The sequence below is a fragment of the Citrobacter sp. EC_71 genome, from assembly GCF_019584005.1.
Taxonomy (GTDB): Bacteria; Pseudomonadota; Gammaproteobacteria; order Enterobacterales; family Enterobacteriaceae; genus Citrobacter; species Citrobacter werkmanii.
The window spans coordinates 278,828-292,880 of sequence record NZ_VDAY01000005.1 but is presented as its reverse complement, the minus strand read 5'-3'; the positions used below and the strand labels follow the sequence as shown (position 1 = coordinate 292,880).

Genomic DNA, 14,053 nt, shown 5'->3' with positions numbered 1-14,053 from the left:
AGAGCAGTTGCGACGCGCTTTAGCGCTCTGTCGCGAGGTGGCGTATATTACGCTTTCCTCTTTCAGAGTCAACCCTCATTTTCAGGTTTTTCTCTTCAACCGACCGGGCTGTTTGTGTGAAGTGATTCACATCCGCCGTGTCGATGGAGGCGCATTATAGGGAGTCGACTCAGGAAGACAAGCGGAAAAATGCTTTTTTGTTTCAACCGCTCACCTTTTACCCACAACGCTTACTTTTGCTGCTTTTTTATCGCCATTGGCAGGTCTGCCAGACTATTTATAACCAAATCTGCCGCATTTTCTGCTTCCGGCGTGACGGGTTTGCCCGTGCGCACCAGTACCTTGGTTCCAACATTCGCAGCTGCCGCCGCCTGCATATCTTCTATTTTGTCGCCTACCATATAAGAAGCAGCCATATCGATGTGCAGGAAGTCGCGGGCGGAAATCAGCATCCCGGGATGCGGTTTACGGCAATCGCAGACCTGACGATACTCTTCTACGGTACCCTGCGGATGATGCGGGCAATAGTAGATACCATCCAGATCAACGTCGCGATCGGCCAGCGACCAGTCCATCCATTCGGTCAACGTTTCAAACTGAGCCTCGGTAAATTTACCGCGCGCGATACCAGACTGGTTCGTCACCACAATTAGCGCGTAACCCATATTTTTAAGTTCACGCATGGCATCAATAACACCGTCGATAAACTCGAACTCGTCAATCTCATGTACGTAACCGTGGTCCACATTAATGGTGCCATCACGGTCGAGAAAAATTGCAGGTACAGACTTTGCCACCTTTTATAGCTCCTGAATAAGGCATGTGGCTCTAGTATCGCATGTTTCGGCGGGCAAGAAAGTGCTCATCGTGCAAAGCTAGATTGATTTAGACGTCTGGATGCCTTAACATCCATCTTGTTGACGGCCTTGACCGTCCCAGACAGACGAAAATGCCACGGCTAACTTAATTACGATAATAAATAACCAATGATTAAACTTTCGAATATCACCAAAGTGTTCCAGCAGGGGACTCGCACCATTCAGGCGCTAAATAATGTCAGCCTGCACGTTCCTGCCGGGCAGATTTATGGCGTCATTGGCGCCTCCGGTGCCGGTAAAAGTACGCTTATCCGCTGCGTTAACTTACTTGAACGCCCAACCGAAGGCAGCGTTCAGGTCGGCGGTCAGGAACTGACCTCGCTTTCAGAGTCCGAGTTGACCAAAGCTCGCCGTCAAATCGGCATGATTTTCCAGCACTTTAACCTGCTCTCTTCCCGTACCGTATTTGGCAACGTCGCGCTGCCGCTGGAACTGGATAACACACCAAAAGACGAGATCAAACGCCGTGTAACAGAACTGCTGGATTTAGTCGGTCTTGGCGACAAGCACGATAGCTATCCGGCCAACCTTTCCGGTGGACAAAAACAGCGAGTGGCGATCGCTCGTGCGCTGGCAAGTAATCCCAAAGTGTTGCTGTGCGATGAAGCCACCAGCGCACTCGACCCTGCAACCACGCGTTCGATTCTGGAGCTGCTGAAAGACATTAACCGTCGTCTGGGTCTCACCATTCTGCTGATTACCCATGAGATGGACGTTGTAAAACGCATTTGTGACTGCGTGGCGGTCATCAGTAATGGTGAACTGATTGAGCAAGACACCGTCAGCGAAGTTTTCTCTCATCCGAAAACGCCGCTGGCACAGAAGTTTATCCAGTCCACTCTGCATCTGGATATCCCGGAAGATTATCTGGAACGTTTAAAAGCAGAGCCGCAGGCCGACAGCGTGCCAATGCTGCGCATGGAGTTCACCGGTCATTCGGTCGATGCGCCATTACTCTCTGAGACGGCCCGTCGCTTTAATGTAAATAACAACATTATTAGCGCGCAGATGGATTACGCCGGCGGCGTGAAGTTCGGCATCATGCTGACTGAAATGCACGGCACACAGGAAGATACACAAGCAGCCATTAACTGGCTGCAGGAACACCATGTAAAAGTAGAGGTACTGGGTTATGTCTGAGCCGATGATGTGGCTGCTGGTTCGCGGCGTATGGGAAACGCTGGCAATGACCTTTGTGTCCGGTTTTTTTGGTTTTGTCATTGGCCTGCCGGTTGGCGTATTGCTGTACGTTACGCGTCCTGGGCAAATCATTGAGAACGCTAAGCTTTACCGTACGCTCTCTGCACTGGTAAATATTTTCCGTTCCATCCCATTCATTATTTTGCTGGTGTGGATGATCCCGTTCACCCGCATGATTGTGGGCACCTCTATCGGGCTGCAGGCCGCTATCGTCCCGCTGACCGTCGGCGCCGCGCCGTTTATCGCCCGTATGGTGGAAAATGCGCTGCTGGAAATCCCGACCGGGCTGATTGAAGCCTCCCGTGCGATGGGCGCTACACCGTTACAGATCGTGCGTAAAGTCCTGCTGCCAGAAGCGCTGCCGGGTCTGGTCAATGCCGCCACCATCACGCTCATCACGCTGGTTGGCTATTCCGCGATGGGCGGTGCCGTCGGCGCAGGTGGTTTGGGACAGATTGGCTACCAGTACGGTTATATTGGCTACAACGCCACCGTGATGAATACAGTACTGGTATTGCTCGTCGTTCTGGTTTATTTAATTCAGTTATCCGGCGATCGCATCGTCCGGGTTGTCACGCACAAATAACGTTGCACACAACACTAAAAACTCATTAAGAAAAGGAAATAAGCATGGCGTTCAAATTCAAAACCTTTGCGGCAGTTGGAGCCTTGATCGGTTCTCTGGCACTTGTGGGTTGCGGTCAGGATGAAAAAGATCCTAACCACATCAAAGTGGGCGTTATTGTTGGCGCAGAGCAGCAGGTTGCAGAAGTCGCGCAGAAAGTGGCAAAAGAAAAATACGGTCTGGACGTTGAGCTGGTCACGTTTAACGATTACGTCCTGCCTAACGAAGCGCTGAGCAAAGGCGACATTGATGCCAACGCCTTCCAGCACAAACCGTACCTGGATCAGCAGATTAAAGATCGTGGTTACAAGCTGGTTGCCGCAGGCAATACTTTTGTTTACCCGATTGCGGGCTATTCAAAAAAAATCAAATCACTGGATGAGCTGCAGGAAGGTTCTCAGGTCGCTATTCCAAACGACCCGACTAACCTCGGCCGCTCGCTGCTGCTGCTGCAAAAAGTGGGCTTAATCAAACTGAAAGACGGTGTTGGCCTGCTGCCGACCGCGCTGGACGTGATTGAAAACCCGAAAAACCTGAAGCTGGTTGAACTGGAAGCGCCGCAGCTGCCGCGTTCCCTGGACGATGCGCAAATCGCCCTGGCGGTCATCAACACCACCTACGCCAGCCAGATTGGCCTGACCCCGGCAAAAGACGGTATCTTTGTTGAAGATAAAGATTCTCCGTACGTAAACCTGATCGTGACCCGTGAAGACAACAAAGATGCTGAGAACGTGAAGAAATTCGTGCAGGCCTACCAGTCTGACGAAGTGTACGAAGCGGCAAACAAAGTCTTCAACGGCGGTGCGGTTAAGGGCTGGTAATTTTAGGCTGTTTCCAGAATCTGTAATATCATCAGGACGGGCGCTTGCCCGTCTTGTCATTTATGCAAGCACCTGATTCAATATCTGACGTTTAGATCATTCATTGAGGAAATATTATGCGTGCTTTACCGATCTGTTTAGTAGCACTCATGCTGAGCGGCTGTTCTATGTTAAGCAGATCCCCTGTTGAACCCGTTCAAAGCACCGCTACCCCGCCAAAAGCGGAGCCGGAAAAACCAAAAGCACCGCGCGCGGCGCCGGTAAGAATCATTACTAACGCCGAAGATTTAGTGGGTAAACCGTTCCGCGATCTCGGCGAAGTCAGCGGCGAATCCTGCCAGGCATCAAACCAGGATTCCCCTCCTAGCATCCCAACCGCACGTAAACGCATGCAGATTAACGCCTCTAAAATGAAAGCGAATGCGGTATTGCTGCACAGTTGCGAAGTCACCAGCGGGACCCCAGGTTGCTATCGTCAGGCGGTTTGCATTGGTTCTGCACTGAACATTTCGGCGAAATGAGCCATTTTCAGTTCGAGCAAATAGGCGTTATCCGCTCACCTTATAAAGAAAAGTTCGCTGTTCCACGCCAGCCAGGTCTGGTGAAAAGCGCCAGCGGCGAACTGCATTTGCTCGCTCCCTATAACCAGGCCGAAGCTGTTCGCGGCCTGGAAGCCTTCAGCCATTTGTGGGTGATTTTTGTTTTTCATCAGACAATGGAAGGAGGATGGCGTCCAACCGTGCGCCCTCCCCGTCTTGGCGGCAACGCCAGAATGGGTGTCTTCGCCACGCGTTCAACGTTTCGTCCGAACCCTGTTGGCATGTCTTTGGTTGAGCTGCGGGGCATCCGCTGCCATAAAGAGCACGTTATCCTTGAGCTCGGCGGACTGGATCTTGTCGATGGTACGCCGGTAGTGGATATTAAGCCGTATCTGCCATTTGCCGAATCGCTGCCCGCTGCTCGCGCCAGCTATGCTCAGGATGCACCGCAGGCCAGCATAGATGTGACGTTCAGTGAAGAGATCGCTGGGCAACTGGCTGGGCTGGAAAAACGTTATCCGCATCTTCGCCAGTTTATTGCCGAAGTGCTGGCGCAGGATCCCCGTCCTGCCTACCGTAAAAACGAGGAAGAAGGCAAAACCTATGCCGTTTGGCTGCTGGACTTTAACGTCCGCTGGCGCGTTACGCCGTCAGGATTTGAGGTCTTTGCTCTGGAAGCCCGCTAATTTGCGTCGCGTACTCTTTTGACATCCCTTTCTCGCTGGTAAACTAAACCACTTTTGTTTTGTGCCAGGCTCGTTTTGAGCCTGTTCGATCGTTCAACTGGAACCGTAACAACATGCGTACTAGCCAATATCTGCTCTCCACTCTGAAGGAGACACCTGCCGACGCCGAAGTCATCAGCCACCAGCTGATGCTGCGCGCCGGGATGATCCGCAAGCTGGCCTCCGGGTTATATACCTGGCTGCCGACCGGCGTGCGCGTCCTGAAAAAAGTCGAAAACATCGTGCGTGAAGAGATGAACAACGCCGGTGCGATCGAGGTGTTGATGCCGGTCGTTCAGCCCTCTGAGCTGTGGCAAGAGAGTGGCCGTTGGGAACAATACGGCCCGGAACTGCTGCGTATTGCTGACCGTGGCGATCGCCCGTTCGTCCTTGGCCCAACGCATGAAGAAGTGATCACCGACCTGATTCGTAACGAGCTGAGCTCTTACAAACAGCTGCCGCTGAACTTCTACCAGATCCAGACTAAATTCCGTGACGAAGTCCGTCCGCGCTTCGGCGTGATGCGTTCCCGCGAATTCCTGATGAAAGATGCTTATTCTTTCCATACTTCTCAGGAATCTCTGCAGGAGACCTACGACGCGATGTATGCGGCGTACAGCAAGATCTTCAGCCGTATGGGTCTCGATTTCCGTGCGGTCCAGGCGGACACCGGTTCAATCGGCGGTAGCGCCTCTCACGAATTCCAGGTGCTGGCGCAGAGCGGCGAAGACGATGTGATCTTCTCCGACTCCTCCGACTATGCAGCAAACATCGAATTCGCCGAAGCCGTGGCCCCGAAAGAGCCGCGTGCGGCAGCAACGCAGGAGATGACGCTGGTTGATACGCCGAACGCGAAAACCATCGCCGAGCTGGTTGAACAGTTCAACCTGCCGATCGAAAAAACCGTAAAAACCCTGCTGGTGAAAGCGGTTGAAGGCAGCAAGTCTCCGCTGATTGCGCTGCTGGTTCGCGGCGATCACGAGCTGAACGAAGTCAAAGCGGAAAAACTGCCGCAGGTTGCCAGCCCGCTGACCTTCGCCACTGAAGAAGAAATTCGCGCGTTGGTGAAAGCGGGTCCGGGATCTCTGGGTCCGGTGAACATGCCAATTCCGGTTGTTATCGACCGTACCGTTGCCGTGATGAGCGATTTCGCTGCGGGCGCGAACATCGACGGTAAGCACTATTTCGGTATCAACTGGGATCGCGACGTTGCCACCCCGGAAGTTGCGGACATCCGTAACGTGGTCGCTGGCGACCCGAGTCCGGATGGCCAGGGTACGCTGCTGATTAAACGCGGCATCGAAGTGGGTCACATCTTCCAACTGGGCACCAAGTACTCTGAAGCGATGAAAGCCGCCGTTCAGGGCGAAGATGGCCGTAACCAGATCCTGACCATGGGTTGCTACGGTATCGGGGTCACTCGCGTGGTTGCTGCAGCTATCGAACAGAACTATGACGATCGCGGTATCGTATGGCCAGACGCCATTGCCCCGTTCCAGGTCGCGATTCTGCCGATGAACATGCATAAGTCCTACCGCGTGCAGGAACTGGCTGAAAAGCTGTACGCAGAGCTGCGCGCGCAGGGCATTGAAGTGCTGATGGACGACCGTAAAGAGCGTCCGGGCGTGATGTTTGCCGATATGGAACTGATCGGTATTCCGCACACTATCGTGCTGGGCGACCGTAACCTCGACAACGACGATATCGAATACAAATACCGTCGTAACGGCGAGAAGCAGTTGATTAAAACGGGCGACATCGTCGACTACCTGGTAAAAGCCATTAAAGGCTAATATCAGCAAAAGGCCCTGATAATCAGGGCCTTTTTTTCATCAATTAATTACACCCTTTACCGGGGATAAATTTCGCATCTTTATCCGCCATCAGCGTTTTCACTTTCTCGCCAGTGTCCGGGTTCGCCTCCAGTGTAAAATGCGCTTCCAGCGTCAGCAATACGGATTGCCCGTTTTCCGCGCGCGCGGCTAAATAGTCACGCTCAAGCTGGGCGTTATTCGCCACCGGCATCCGTTTACCCGTTGCGCAGTCGGTAAAGATAGCTGCGTCAGCCATATAGAAGTACATGCCCCGCATCGGCATTGGCGTCACCGGTAAGCTGGCGGAAACGGGCTGAAGGGTGTAGTTGAACTGCGACTCAATCGGATTACCTTCACGATCGAGCATTTCCAGCGCTTCGCCTTTAGCACGATAGTACGACTTTTCACCTTTACTGTCGGTCAGCACCAGCTTATCCGCAGTGCGCGCCCATGTTCCATAAGAGGCAAAGGACGACGGTTCATCCCTCACCCCCTGATAACGTTCGTTCATCACCCATGTTCCGTCTTTTTCGAGGAACAGAGAAGTTTCAATCCCTTCGCAGTCCGCGCAAGGCAGGATGCCTCGCCAGCTCTGCTGCATCGGTTTTAATTCTGCCGCCCGTGTCGGCTGTAGTACTTCGACTTCAGTACGATTGTTACAGCCGATCAAGGAAAAAAGCGTGCATGCAGCGACTACGGACAATATTGCTGTTTTCACTATCAATTCCTTATAAATTTTTATTCCTGCTCGTCAGTCTTGCGTTCGACGAACTCTCCCGCGCAGTGCTTTCACTGTGGATTTTTGCGCCTTCGACGACAACCTACGCTCTTTCGAAGCGCGCGTAGGACGCGTTGCCTGTCGGCTTTTTTGCACTGCGGTTAATTCTTTGATCACCGCCACCAGCCGCGAGATTGCCGCTTCCCGATTAAGCTCCTGGCTACGGTATTCCTGCGCCTTAATGATAATAATGCCATCGCTGCTAATCAGATGATGGCTGGCGGCAAGCAGTCGTTCCTTATAATACTCTGGCAGGCCAGAGGCCCGAATGTCAAAGCGCAAATGGATAGCCGTCGAGGTCTTGTTAACGTGCTGACCGCCCGCGCCCTGCGCCCGAATCGCCGTGATTTCCAGCTCATTATCAGGGATAGAGACGTTTCGGGAGATAACAATCATGAACGCGGCTGCCACGCGGTCAGATGAATTTCCAGATTGTTCTGAGAATCGGACAACCAGATCGCGCCATCCTGGATCGTCGCCTGCAGCGCCATGGTGCGACCAGCAAATTCACTCAGTTGTGCCAGCTGTTCGTCATCCAGATACCACACGGTAAGATTTTTAAACTGCGCGCACTTACTCTGGTTTTGTTGCCACCAGATCTGGGCCGCACGGCTGTTGTAGGTAAACAGGGCCACCTCAGCAGACTGAGTGCAGGCTTTCTTAATACGGCGCTCATCCGGCAGGCCGAGTTCAATCCATAAATCAATGCCCAGATGGTCGTTTCGCAGCCATGCTTCCGGTTCATCTTCCGCACTCAAGCCCCGCGTAAACTGCAGGCGCTCATCGGCATATTTAATCCACGCCAGCAGACGCAGCATCATGCGCTCCTGGGTTTCTGAAGGGTGACGCGCCAGCGTCAAGGCTGCGTCAAGGAATTGGTTGCGGTCAAGATCCGCCACATTGACTACAGCTTTATAGATTGTCGCTTTAAGCGCCATTTGAGAACTCCTTTCGAATCAGGCGCACATTGTAGCGAAAACCACGGCAAAAGGCTGCTAACAGCGCCTCTATCAAGGCGCTGATATTGCCTGAATGAGTATGGTATAGTCACCTTGCTAAACAGAGTTTATCTTCGTAGGCTTAGACTTGCATCCACGGTTAAGTCAGAGTGCTGACAGGAGGGCATGTGGAAAAATATTGTGAGTTAATACGCAAGCGGTACGCGGAAATCGCCAGCGGAGACTTAGGGTATGTCCCGGATGCGCTGGGCTGCGTATTGAAGGTGCTTAATGAAGTGGCGGCAGACAGCGCCCTTTCAGAGTCGGTCAGGGAAAAAGCGGCCTATGCTGCCGCGAACTTACTGGTGAGCGATTATGTCAATGAATGAAACGTATCAACCCATCAACTGTGATGATTACGACAATCTTGAACTCGCCTGCCAGCACCATTTGTTACTGACGTTGGCGTTAAAAGATGGCGAAGTTTTGCAAGCGAAGGCAAACGATCTGGTTTCCCGCAAAAACGTGGAATATCTGGTCGCAGAGGTCGCAGGTGAAACACGTGAGCTTCGCCTCGACAAAATTGCCAGCTTCAGCCACCCACAAATCGGTACCGTGGTCGTCAGCGAATCCTGATTATTTTGTTGCCGGATGGCGGTGCAAGCACCTTATCCGGCCTACGGTCCATGCAATACGTAGGCCGGATAAGCGCAGTGCCATCAGGCATACCAAATCAGACTCACACCTTCTTCATCTTCTGCTATTCCCTCACGCGTCACAAAAACACCCGCAGCCGCAATCAACGTTTCACCATAAAACAGCAGCGGCGTGGTATCTCGTCGCCAGGGTGGAATCCCCTGCTCCTGCCAGATTTTCTTTAATTTACGTCCACCGTTACGCCCGACAATATGTAATACGCCTGGCGCTTTAAAACGAATACTGACCAGCTCGTCCGCTTTAGGCACGCGCAATTCGCCTGCGGAGATTAACTGCACCGATCCCAGCCCAACGGGCAGCGTCAGCGGCGTTTGCCAGCATGGCCAAGGAATGACGGTTTCGCTGTGCCCGTCGACCGGTTTCACCCACCACAGTTGCGACTGGTAGCGACGAATGTCGAACCCTCCAAGGCGAAAACAGGGGGAAGCATCCTCTCGTGCCAGCGCGACTTCCTGCCAGATACGTTCCAGAGCGTCACGGGAAGGCATTGGCGCATGTAATCCCGCCAGCCAGCGGCGAAGCAGCGCAGCACGCCGCACATCGCTCATCATCATAAGCGGCGCCAGCAACAGTGTTCCCTGGGCCGTGACACAGTCGGCTAGATCGCTGGCAAGCAATTCATCCAGCAAGCTCTCCTGCTCGGCGCACAGCGCGGCGCTGCGGGCTGTAGCTTGCGCGAAGTGTGGCCAACGCTGTTGCAGCAAGGGAGTAACGCGCAATCTGAGGAAATTGCGATCGTAGGTATCATCCTGATTACTTTCATCTTCGATCCAGCATAATTGGTGCTGTCGCGCCCACCCTTCCAGCGCCTCTCGTGTTTGCGCCAGCAGCGGTCGGATCAGCCGGGTCCCGGCGAACGGTGAGCTTTCCCCCATGGCGGAAAGCCCGGCAGGACCACTGCCGCGCTTAAGTGCCAGCAGAAAGGTTTCGCACTGGTCATCCAAATGCTGGGCGGTCATCAGTACCTCGCCCGGCAGTAACGTCTGTGCAAATGCGTGATAGCGCGCCCGCCGCGCCTGAGCTTCTATACCCAGGCCATCATCCTCCAGACGGACCCGTTCAACCGCCAACGGCACCTGCCACTGCGCGCATATCGATTCACAGTGCTGCACCCAGCTGTCCGCATGGGGACTTAGTCCATGATGAATATGGATTGCGCGCAACGTAACGTCAGGGTGCTGTGCTCGCCACAGCACTAACTGATGCAGCAGCACGGTGGAGTCCAGCCCGCCGCTAAAGGCGACCAGAATCGATTGAGAATTCAGCAGTGAAGTATTCAGCGTGAGTGTTGTCATGATGGTTACTTACAATGGCATTGCCCGGCACGTTACCGGGCTAACGCCACAATAACAAGCCTTACAGCTCATACAGTTCGAGCGGTAATCCGTCGGGATCGTTAAAAAACGTAAAGCGTTTGCCGGTAAAAGGATCGATGCGTACCGCCTCACACTTCACATCGCGAGCCTCCAGATGCGCGATCGCTTTCTCTACATCATCCACACTGAACGCCAGATGACGTAAACCACAGGCTTCCGGTCGACTAGGGCGGCAAGGTGGAAATGGGAAAGAAAAGAGCTCAATCACATACTGACCGTTCAATGCCAGATCGCCTTTCCAGGAGTCACGCTCTTCCCGGTAGGCTTCGCTCATCAGGGTGAAGCCCAGCACATCGCAGTAAAATGCCTTACTCACCGCGTAGTCCGTCGCAATAATGGCAATATGGTGAACCTGTTTTAATTCCAGCATAGCGTCATCGCCTCTTTCGTTTGTTCTTTCAGCACGTTACTCGTGCGTAATGGGTTCAGGCAAGTCGTTATGCCATTTTTAAGACTCTCACACGATACACGCCATCCTCACCCAGTTTAGCGCCATGGATATCGGTTTCAAATCCAGGATAATGATGGCCCACTGAACACAGCATCAGCAGGAAATCGAGTACAGCCCGGCTTTTTTCCGTGATCATTTCACCAGGCATCAAGAGCGGTACTCCGGGCGGATAAGGCAGGATCATATTGGCGGAAACGCGCCCCACCAGTTGATCAAGCGCCACCGTTTCAACCTCACCTTTGATCTGCCGCTGCCAGGCCTGATGCGGCGTCATTTTCATTTCCGGTAAGGTATCAAATGCCCGCAGCATCAGCCCGGAGAGATCGTGCTGGCGAATAAGCCTATGGATCCCCTGCGCCAGATCCTGAATACGCATATTGCGATAAAAATCGGGATCCTCGGCATACAGATCCGGCAGCATGTTTTTCACGCGTAAATTCAGATCGTACGAACGCTTAAATTCCGTCAGGCCGCGCAGCAGGCCCATCGCCCGGGTTTTATCAATACCGATGCTGAACAGGAACAACAGATTATACGGTCCCGTTTTCTCGACAACCACGCCGCGTTCATCAAGGAATTTCGCCACCAACGCGGCGGGGATCCCCTCTTCACTCATATTTCCTTGTTCATCCATCCCCGGCGTCAGAATAGTGACTTTCACCGGGTCGAGGAACATGTGGTCGGCGTCAGCATCGACAAATCCGTGCCAGTCTTCACCAGGCGCTACCGGCCAGCATTCTGCTTCATCCACCCTTTCCGGCTGCCAGATATCAAAAAACCAGCCATCCGACTCTTCACGCAACCGCTGCACTTCTTTACGAAAATGCAGCGCCCGCTCCACCGAACGATTGATTAACCGCTTGCCTGAATTGCCTCGCAGCATGGCCGCTGCGGTTTCTATCGAGGCAACAATCGGGTAACTCGGCGAAGTGGATGTGTGCATCATAAAGGCTTCGTTGAAGGTGTCTTCGTCGTAGTCACCCTTAATGTGGATCAAAGAAGCCTGTGACAACGCCGCCAGCATCTTGTGGGTGGACTGGGTTTCAAAAATCACCTTCCCCGGCACGCGCTCACCGCTCATCCCGCTTTTCCCCTGATAGATCGGATGAAAATGGGTATATGGCACCCAGGCTGAATCAAAATGGATAGAGGGCACATCCAGCGTTTGCTTGATCCAGTTGGTGTTATACAGCAGGCCGTCATAGGTAGAGTTGGTGATCACCGCATGCATCGGCCATTGCGCCTGGGGGGTCTCCTCTATCTTGCTTTCAATGCTTGCACGGGTAAATTCCCTTCGGGGGATACCACCCAGAATACCCAACGCATTACGCGTCGGCTTCAACCAGATTGGCACCACATCGCTCATCATCAGCAAATGCGCCAACGACTTATGACAGTTGCGGTCAATCAACAGCGTACTGCCCGTTGGTGCGGCATACATACCAACAATTTTATTGGAGGTGGACGTGCCGTTGGTCACCATATAGCTCTGCTCGGCGCCAAAAGTGCGCGCGATATACTCCTCCGCTTCCAGGTGCGGGCCGGTATGATCCAGCAGCGAACCCAGCTCGGTCACAGAAATGGACACATCGGCTTTCAGCGTATTGCCGCCAAAGAAATCATAGAACAGGCAGCCGACCGGGCTTTTCTGGTACGCCGTTCCCGCCATATGACCGGGCGTGCAGAAGGTATACTTTCCTTCCTTCACATAGGTAAATAGCGCTTTGGTAAAAGGCGGCGTGATGTTATCCAGATATTCACTGGTGTACTGGCGGATGCGGGTGGCAATGTCTTCAGACTGGCCCAGCGCATACTCAAAAAACCACAGCGCCATACGCAGATCATGGGCGCTGACATCCATCGTCGAATGGGTATTAATAAAGGCGTAGAGCGGAAGATATTCGTTTAGCTGGTTGATCTCACTGCACAGATCCAGACTGTATTCATCCCAGTCAAAAATGACGCCGCAAATTCGCGGGTTATGTTCGATAAACTTCAGCAGGTCAACGCTATTCTGCGGCCAGATAATCTGAAACCCCTGCTGTTGTAGCGCACGCTCAAGTTCCTTGATGGGCTCATCTTTATAAAAGACGCCATGCGGTCCCATGATGGCAATGATATTCATGCGTTCCTCCTGGAAAAACCTTAGTTAAGCATAGCCTGGTCAAACAGCAGGTAAAAAAAAGGGCCACAGCATTGTGGCCCTTTTCAGAATGAATGCAGTTTACGCGTAGCCGTAGCTCATCAGACGCTGGTAACGACGGTTTTTCAGATCTTCTTTACCTAACACATCAAGATCGGCGAGATCGGCCAGCAGTTGCGCTTTCAGCGACGCCGCCATGGCTTCCGGGTTGCGGTGCGCGCCACCCAGCGGTTCAGGAATGATAGAGTCGATAAGCTTCAGCTCTTTCAAACGCGGCGCGATAATCCCCATCGCTTCTGCGGCCAGCGGCGCTTTATCGGCGCTTTTCCACAGAATAGACGCGCAGCCTTCCGGGGAGATAACGGAATAGGTGCTGTATTGCAGCATATTCACTTTATCGCCTACGCCGATCGCCAGCGCGCCGCCGGAACCACCTTCACCGATAACGGTGCAGATGACCGGTACGCTCAGACGCGACATTTCACGCAGGTTGCGCGCGATCGCTTCAGACTGACCACGTTCTTCAGCGCCCACGCCCGGGTAAGCCCCAGGGGTGTCAATGAAGGTAATGATCGGCATGTTGAAACGTTCAGCCATTTCCATCAGACGCAGCGCTTTGCGATAGCCTTCCGGCGCTGGCATGCCGAAATTACGACGAATTTTTTCTTTGGTCTCACGGCCTTTCTGATGACCAATGATCATCACCGGACGGCCATCCAGACGCGCGATACCGCCGACGATAGCTTTGTCATCCGCATAGGCACGATCGCCCGCCAGCTCATCAAATTCATCAAACGCCAGGCGGACATAATCCAGGGTGTACGGACGCTGTGGATGGCGCGCCAGTTGGGCTACCTGCCATGCGCCAAGATCGGCGAAGATTTTACGCGTCAGTTCTACGCTTTTTTCACGCAGACGATGCACTTCTTCATCGATGTTAATATCCAGTTTCTCATCCTGACGGCTAACCGCAGTCAGAGAATCGATTTTTGCTTCCAGCTCTGCAATCGGCTGTTCAAAATCAAGGAAATTCAGACTCATAGTATTC

16 protein-coding genes are annotated in these 14,053 nt (G+C 53.2%); 8 read left to right on the top strand and 8 right to left on the bottom strand.

Annotation, left to right across the window (positions count from 1 at the left end):
* Positions 1 to 230: 230 nt before the first annotated feature.
* Entirely contained in the window at positions 231 to 797 is a 567-nt protein-coding gene (gene gmhB / locus FHD02_RS07835; RefSeq protein WP_042312133.1) for a D-glycero-beta-D-manno-heptose 1,7-bisphosphate 7-phosphatase, read from the bottom strand.
* A 189-nt stretch (positions 798 to 986) separates the two neighbouring features.
* Here gmhB and metN point away from each other — a divergent pair, with 189 nt between their 5' ends.
* The 6 genes from metN (at position 987) to proS (ending at position 6,581) form a co-directional block, all read left to right on the top strand.
* A complete protein-coding gene (metN, locus tag FHD02_RS07830; RefSeq protein ID WP_137360296.1) occupies positions 987 to 2,018 on the top strand; it encodes a methionine ABC transporter ATP-binding protein MetN in 1,032 nt (343 codons plus the stop codon).
* Positions 2,011 to 2,664, top strand: a complete 654-nt coding sequence (locus FHD02_RS07825) for a methionine ABC transporter permease MetI (protein WP_006686810.1) — start codon at positions 2,011 to 2,013, stop codon at positions 2,662 to 2,664. Before metN ends, FHD02_RS07825 begins: the two co-directional genes overlap by 8 nt.
* A gap of 44 nt (positions 2,665 to 2,708) precedes the next feature.
* A complete protein-coding gene (gene metQ, locus FHD02_RS07820; RefSeq protein WP_006686809.1) occupies positions 2,709 to 3,524 on the top strand; it encodes a methionine ABC transporter substrate-binding lipoprotein MetQ in 816 nt (271 codons plus the stop codon).
* Positions 3,525 to 3,640: 116 nt separating this feature from the next.
* Positions 3,641 to 4,045, top strand: a complete 405-nt coding sequence (rcsF, locus tag FHD02_RS07815) for an Rcs stress response system protein RcsF (RefSeq protein WP_016151780.1) — start codon at positions 3,641 to 3,643, stop codon at positions 4,043 to 4,045.
* A complete protein-coding gene (gene tsaA, locus FHD02_RS07810) occupies positions 4,042 to 4,749 on the top strand; it encodes a tRNA (N6-threonylcarbamoyladenosine(37)-N6)-methyltransferase TrmO (protein WP_061380835.1) in 708 nt (235 codons plus the stop codon). Before rcsF ends, tsaA begins: the two co-directional genes overlap by 4 nt.
* 113 nt (positions 4,750 to 4,862) lie before the next feature.
* Entirely contained in the window at positions 4,863 to 6,581 is a 1,719-nt protein-coding gene (gene proS, locus FHD02_RS07805; RefSeq protein WP_220393787.1) for a proline--tRNA ligase, read from the top strand.
* A 43-nt stretch (positions 6,582 to 6,624) separates the two neighbouring features.
* Here the strand turns inward: proS and nlpE are convergent, their stop codons facing one another.
* Genes nlpE through FHD02_RS07790 form a run of 3 tightly spaced genes read right to left on the bottom strand, consistent with a single transcriptional unit; the run spans position 6,625 to position 8,318 of the window.
* Positions 6,625 to 7,323 carry an envelope stress response activation lipoprotein NlpE gene (nlpE, locus tag FHD02_RS07800; protein ID WP_087857695.1) on the bottom strand — a complete coding sequence of 233 codons (699 nt, stop codon included), beginning with the start codon at positions 7,321 to 7,323 and terminating at the stop codon, positions 6,625 to 6,627.
* Positions 7,324 to 7,353: 30 nt separating this feature from the next.
* Entirely contained in the window at positions 7,354 to 7,776 is a 423-nt protein-coding gene (arfB, locus tag FHD02_RS07795; RefSeq protein WP_042312146.1) for an alternative ribosome rescue aminoacyl-tRNA hydrolase ArfB, read from the bottom strand.
* Entirely contained in the window at positions 7,773 to 8,318 is a 546-nt protein-coding gene (locus tag FHD02_RS07790; protein ID WP_042312149.1) for a YaeQ family protein, read from the bottom strand. The genes arfB and FHD02_RS07790 overlap by 4 nt, the downstream gene beginning before the upstream one ends.
* 188 nt (positions 8,319 to 8,506) lie before the next feature.
* Here FHD02_RS07790 and FHD02_RS07785 point away from each other — a divergent pair, with 188 nt between their 5' ends.
* Complete coding sequence (locus tag FHD02_RS07785) at positions 8,507 to 8,707, top strand: YaeP family protein (protein ID WP_005132083.1); 201 nt, start codon at positions 8,507 to 8,509, stop codon at positions 8,705 to 8,707.
* Entirely contained in the window at positions 8,694 to 8,954 is a 261-nt protein-coding gene (gene rof / locus FHD02_RS07780) for a Rho-binding antiterminator (protein WP_032940409.1), read from the top strand. The genes FHD02_RS07785 and rof overlap by 14 nt, the downstream gene beginning before the upstream one ends.
* Before the next feature lie 83 nt (positions 8,955 to 9,037).
* Here the strand turns inward: rof and tilS are convergent, their stop codons facing one another.
* The 4 genes from tilS to accA all read right to left on the bottom strand — a co-directional run bounded on the left by tilS (position 9,038) and on the right by accA (position 14,046).
* Positions 9,038 to 10,330, bottom strand: coding sequence for a tRNA lysidine(34) synthetase TilS (gene tilS / locus FHD02_RS07775; RefSeq protein ID WP_137360294.1), 1,293 nt, complete (start codon positions 10,328 to 10,330; stop codon positions 9,038 to 9,040).
* 61 nt (positions 10,331 to 10,391) lie between these two features.
* Positions 10,392 to 10,781 carry a VOC family protein gene (locus FHD02_RS07770; RefSeq protein WP_137360293.1) on the bottom strand — a complete coding sequence of 130 codons (390 nt, stop codon included), beginning with the start codon at positions 10,779 to 10,781 and terminating at the stop codon, positions 10,392 to 10,394.
* A 67-nt stretch (positions 10,782 to 10,848) separates the two neighbouring features.
* Positions 10,849 to 12,987 (bottom strand): lysine decarboxylase LdcC, encoded by a 2,139-nt coding sequence (gene ldcC / locus FHD02_RS07765; protein ID WP_220393786.1) that lies wholly within the window; start codon positions 12,985 to 12,987, stop codon positions 10,849 to 10,851.
* Between the two features lie 99 nt (positions 12,988 to 13,086).
* A complete protein-coding gene (gene accA, locus FHD02_RS07760; protein WP_038637427.1) occupies positions 13,087 to 14,046 on the bottom strand; it encodes an acetyl-CoA carboxylase carboxyl transferase subunit alpha in 960 nt (319 codons plus the stop codon).
* Positions 14,047 to 14,053: the final 7 nt, after the last annotated feature.

Coding starts and splice junctions, on each gene's coding strand:
- metN (WP_137360296.1), top strand. CDS start 987: ATGATTAAACTTTCGAATATCACCAAAGTGTTCCAGCAGGGGACTCGC.
- FHD02_RS07825 (WP_006686810.1), top strand. CDS start 2,011: ATGTCTGAGCCGATGATGTGGCTGCTGGTTCGCGGCGTATGGGAAACG.
- metQ (WP_006686809.1), top strand. CDS start 2,709: ATGGCGTTCAAATTCAAAACCTTTGCGGCAGTTGGAGCCTTGATCGGT.
- rcsF (WP_016151780.1), top strand. CDS start 3,641: ATGCGTGCTTTACCGATCTGTTTAGTAGCACTCATGCTGAGCGGCTGT.
- tsaA (WP_061380835.1), top strand. CDS start 4,042: ATGAGCCATTTTCAGTTCGAGCAAATAGGCGTTATCCGCTCACCTTAT.
- proS (WP_220393787.1), top strand. CDS start 4,863: ATGCGTACTAGCCAATATCTGCTCTCCACTCTGAAGGAGACACCTGCC.
- arfB (WP_042312146.1), bottom strand. CDS start 7,776: ATGATTGTTATCTCCCGAAACGTCTCTATCCCTGATAATGAGCTGGAA.
- FHD02_RS07790 (WP_042312149.1), bottom strand. CDS start 8,318: ATGGCGCTTAAAGCGACAATCTATAAAGCTGTAGTCAATGTGGCGGAT.
- rof (WP_032940409.1), top strand. CDS start 8,694: ATGTCAATGAATGAAACGTATCAACCCATCAACTGTGATGATTACGAC.
- tilS (WP_137360294.1), bottom strand. CDS start 10,330: ATGACAACACTCACGCTGAATACTTCACTGCTGAATTCTCAATCGATT.
- FHD02_RS07770 (WP_137360293.1), bottom strand. CDS start 10,781: ATGCTGGAATTAAAACAGGTTCACCATATTGCCATTATTGCGACGGAC.
- ldcC (WP_220393786.1), bottom strand. CDS start 12,987: ATGAATATCATTGCCATCATGGGACCGCATGGCGTCTTTTATAAAGAT.
- accA (WP_038637427.1), bottom strand. CDS start 14,046: ATGAGTCTGAATTTCCTTGATTTTGAACAGCCGATTGCAGAGCTGGAA.